Consider the following 3,085-nt stretch of genomic DNA (forward strand, 5'->3'; position numbering starts at 1 on the left):
CCCGGCGGGCCGGATCTGGCCTGGTGCTGGGGCGGCCGCAGCAGGCGCTGCGGCGGCGCCTCGGGAGCCTCGGGCCAGGTCCGGGCCGAGGGCTTGTGGGTGCCGGGCTGGGTGGGCTGGTCGCCGGCCGCGGGAAGGCCATGCTCGGGCAGTTCGCTTGAGGTGTCAGCGACGTCCTGCAGCTCCAGCAGGCTTGTGTTGTCGGCGCTATCGGACGCTGCTGACAGCGGCGAAGGCATCGCGGCGCAGTGCGCCGAGGGCGACGCCACAGCCTGCGGGCCGGTGCTCGCCGCCCAGGGCGCTGCTGCCCAGCCGTAGGCGGGAATCAGCAGAGCCAGCAGAAGGAGGCGCAGCCAAGCAAACACGGCCTCATTGTAGAGCGCGCACCATGATCGCGCTCAGCCCTCGCGCTTCAGCGCTGCCCCGCCAGCTGCTGCTGCAACCAGCGCTGCAGCTCGGCGCTGCTCAGGGCGCCGGACAGCCGGGCGATCTCGCGCCCGCCCAGGAAGAGGATCAGGGTGGGAATGCTGCGGATCTGGTGGGCCGCGGCGGTGGCGCGATGGGCCTCGGTATCCAGCTTGGCAAAGCGGATCAGGGGCTGCTGCGCCGCGGCCTGGGCGAACTGCGGCGCCATCATCTTGCAAGGCCCGCACCAGTCGGCCCAGAAATCCACCAGCACCGGCAGCTCGGTGCGGCTGATGTAAGTCTGGAAGCTGGCATCGCTGAGCTCGACCGGCGCAGCGGGCATGAGTTCCTTGCCGCAGCGCCCGCACACCGGCTGCTCCTGCAGACGCGACTCGGGTACGCGGTTGGTGGCCAGGCAATGGGGACAGGCAATGTGCATGGTGGCAAGACTCCGGAACGCTTGGGGCTCTAGCTCATCAGGGGATGAGTGCCGCGATTGCAAGAGCCGGGGCCGATCTCACTGGGCCGGGTCGCGAATTTCCCAGCGAATGCGGTCGATCTCGGCCAGCAGCTCGGGCGCCAGCCGGGTGCCCCAGGCGTCGAGGTTTTCATCCAGCTGGGCCATGCTGGTCACACCGATGATGGTGCTGGCGGTCTGCCAGCGACCATAGCACCAGGCCAGCGCCATGCGGCTGGCACTCATGCCATGTTCCCGGGCCAGGGCGTTGTAGCGGCGCGCGGCTGCCAGGGTCTCGGGCCGGGCCCAGCGCTGCTTGCGCATGCCCTCGAAGACCGCCAGGCGCCCCGGCTTGGCCGGATCATCCAGGCCCCGCGCGTCGTACTTGCCCGTCAGGCTGCCAAAGCCCAGGGGTGAGTAGGCCAGCAGGCTGACATCGTGGCGCTGCATGGCCTCGTCCAGGCCGTTCTCCAGCACCCGGTTCACCAGGGCATAGGGGTTTTGCACGCTGACGATGCGTGGCAGCCCCCCGCGCTCGGCCTGATGCACGAACTCGCAGACCCCGTAGGCCGTCTCGTTGGACAGGCCGATCTCGCGCACCTTGCCGGCCCGCACCAGGCGATCCAGGGCCTCCAGCTGGACGGCGATGGAGCTCACCTCACGATTCTTCTCGGGCTCGTAGAAGAGCCCGCCGAACATGGGCACATGGCGCAGCGGCCAGTGGATCTGGTAGAGATCGATGGTCTCGATCTGCAGGCGCCGCAAGCTGTCTTCGCAGGCGGCCACGATGTCGTCGGCGCTCAGATCCTGGGCGCCGTTGCGAATCCAGTCATAGCCGCGCGAGGGACCGCTGACCTTGGTGGCGATCACCAGGCGCTCGCGCAGCCCAGGCCGGGCCTTCAGCCAACGGCCGATCAGGCGCTCGGTCTGCGTGAAGGTGTCCGCCCGGGCCGGTACCGGATACATCTCGGCGGTGTCGATGAAGTTCAGGCCCCGGGCGACCGCATGGTCCAGGATGGCCTGGCTGCCGGCCTCGTCCACCTGCTCGCCAAAGGTCATGGTGCCCAGGCAGATGCGGCTGACGTTCAGGGACGAGCGTCCCAAGCGTGTGGATTCCATGGCAGCAGGGCTCGAGCGGCCCAAGTCGTTCAAGCCCGGCAGTGTGCCGCAAGCTCGGCCGGCCTGCTGAGCTGGCAAGCACTTGCTGATTTACAGCCATTTTTTATTGTTTTACAGTAAACAAATGAAGAAAACGCCCCAAGCCCAGGACGCTCAGCGCCGTATCGCCCGGCTCTCTCGCTGGGTGCGTCTGGTCTGCGCCCTGCTGGGCTTGCTGATGCTGGGCATGCCCGCCCTGTTCTGGGCACAGCCTGCATGGGTGGAGTCGGTGGCCCGTTCGGAATGGGGCCTGTCCGCGCTGCAGCTGGACGGGCTGGCCCGCCTGGGCGGGCTGGGCGCCAGCCTGCTGTCCAGCGCCGTCGCCCTCTGGGCGCTGTGGCAGGTCTGGCAGCTCTTCGGCTGCCTGGGTCGGGGCGAGTTGTTCAGTCAACGCACGGCCCAGTATCTGCAAAAGAGCGGGGCGGCCCTGCTGCTGCTGGTGCTGGCCTTGCCGCTCAGCCGCACCCTGGCCGTGCTCGCCCTTACCTTGGGCAATCCTGCGGGCAAGCGCATGCTGGTCCTCAATCTGGACTTCAACCAGCTCGCCTGCCTGCTCGCGGGCCTGGTACTGCTGGCGCTGGCCCGGGTGATGCATGAGGCGGCACGGGTGGCGGACGAGAACGCGTCCTTCGTCTGATCAGACGCGCAGCATGCCCATCGTGGTGACCCTGGACCTGATGCTGGCGCGGCGCAAGATGCGCTCGCGCGAGCTGGCCGAGCGCATCGGCATCACCGAGGCCAATCTCTCCCTGCTCAAATCCGGCAAGGTGCGCGGCGTGCGCTTCGAGACCCTGGCCCGCATCTGCGAGGTGCTGGACTGTCAGCCCGGCGATCTGCTGAGCTACGAAGCCGGCCCCGAGCTGCCCGACGGCGCGGACGAAGCCTGATGCTTGTCTCGCCAGCCTCCGCATATGGCCCCCGGGCCCTGCTGATGCTGGCGGTGCTGGGCCTGCACCTGTGGCTGCTGGGCTGGCTGCTGCGTGAGGGCAGCCGACCGATGCGGGCCTCCCCGCCCCAGCCCCTGCAGGCGCGCGAGCCGCTGAGCATCACCCTGCATCCATTGCC

The 3,085-nt window shown here is 68.8% G+C and carries 5 protein-coding genes; 2 read left to right on the forward strand and 3 right to left on the reverse strand.

Annotated elements, in window-relative coordinates:
• The 3 genes from ACK5F2_RS15185 to ACK5F2_RS15195 form a co-directional block, all read right to left on the reverse strand.
• Positions 1-365: hypothetical protein (locus ACK5F2_RS15185; protein WP_409866026.1), on the reverse strand; the 365-nt coding region annotated here is incomplete at its 3' end.
• A 47-nt stretch (positions 366-412) separates the two neighbouring features.
• Positions 413-844, reverse strand: coding sequence for a thioredoxin TrxC (trxC, locus tag ACK5F2_RS15190; protein WP_409866029.1), 432 nt, complete (start codon positions 842-844; stop codon positions 413-415).
• Positions 845-922: 78 nt separating this feature from the next.
• Positions 923-1,981 (reverse strand): aldo/keto reductase, encoded by a 1,059-nt coding sequence (locus ACK5F2_RS15195; RefSeq protein WP_409866031.1) that lies wholly within the window; start codon positions 1,979-1,981, stop codon positions 923-925.
• A 124-nt stretch (positions 1,982-2,105) separates the two neighbouring features.
• On the opposite strand from ACK5F2_RS15195, the gene ACK5F2_RS15200 reads away from it, so the two are divergent.
• Positions 2,106-2,657 (forward strand): DUF2975 domain-containing protein, encoded by a 552-nt coding sequence (locus ACK5F2_RS15200; RefSeq protein ID WP_409866033.1) that lies wholly within the window; start codon positions 2,106-2,108, stop codon positions 2,655-2,657.
• A 13-nt stretch (positions 2,658-2,670) separates the two neighbouring features.
• Positions 2,671-2,907 (forward strand): helix-turn-helix domain-containing protein, encoded by a 237-nt coding sequence (locus ACK5F2_RS15205; protein ID WP_409866035.1) that lies wholly within the window; start codon positions 2,671-2,673, stop codon positions 2,905-2,907.
• Positions 2,908-3,085: the final 178 nt, after the last annotated feature.

This window comes from Roseateles sp. (genome assembly GCF_046300915.1).
Classification (GTDB): domain Bacteria; phylum Pseudomonadota; class Gammaproteobacteria; order Burkholderiales; family Burkholderiaceae_C; genus Kinneretia.

Coding starts and splice junctions, on each gene's coding strand:
- trxC (WP_409866029.1), bottom strand. CDS start 844: ATGCACATTGCCTGTCCCCATTGCCTGGCCACCAACCGCGTACCCGAG.
- ACK5F2_RS15195 (WP_409866031.1), bottom strand. CDS start 1,981: ATGGAATCCACACGCTTGGGACGCTCGTCCCTGAACGTCAGCCGCATC.
- ACK5F2_RS15200 (WP_409866033.1), top strand. CDS start 2,106: ATGAAGAAAACGCCCCAAGCCCAGGACGCTCAGCGCCGTATCGCCCGG.
- ACK5F2_RS15205 (WP_409866035.1), top strand. CDS start 2,671: ATGCCCATCGTGGTGACCCTGGACCTGATGCTGGCGCGGCGCAAGATG.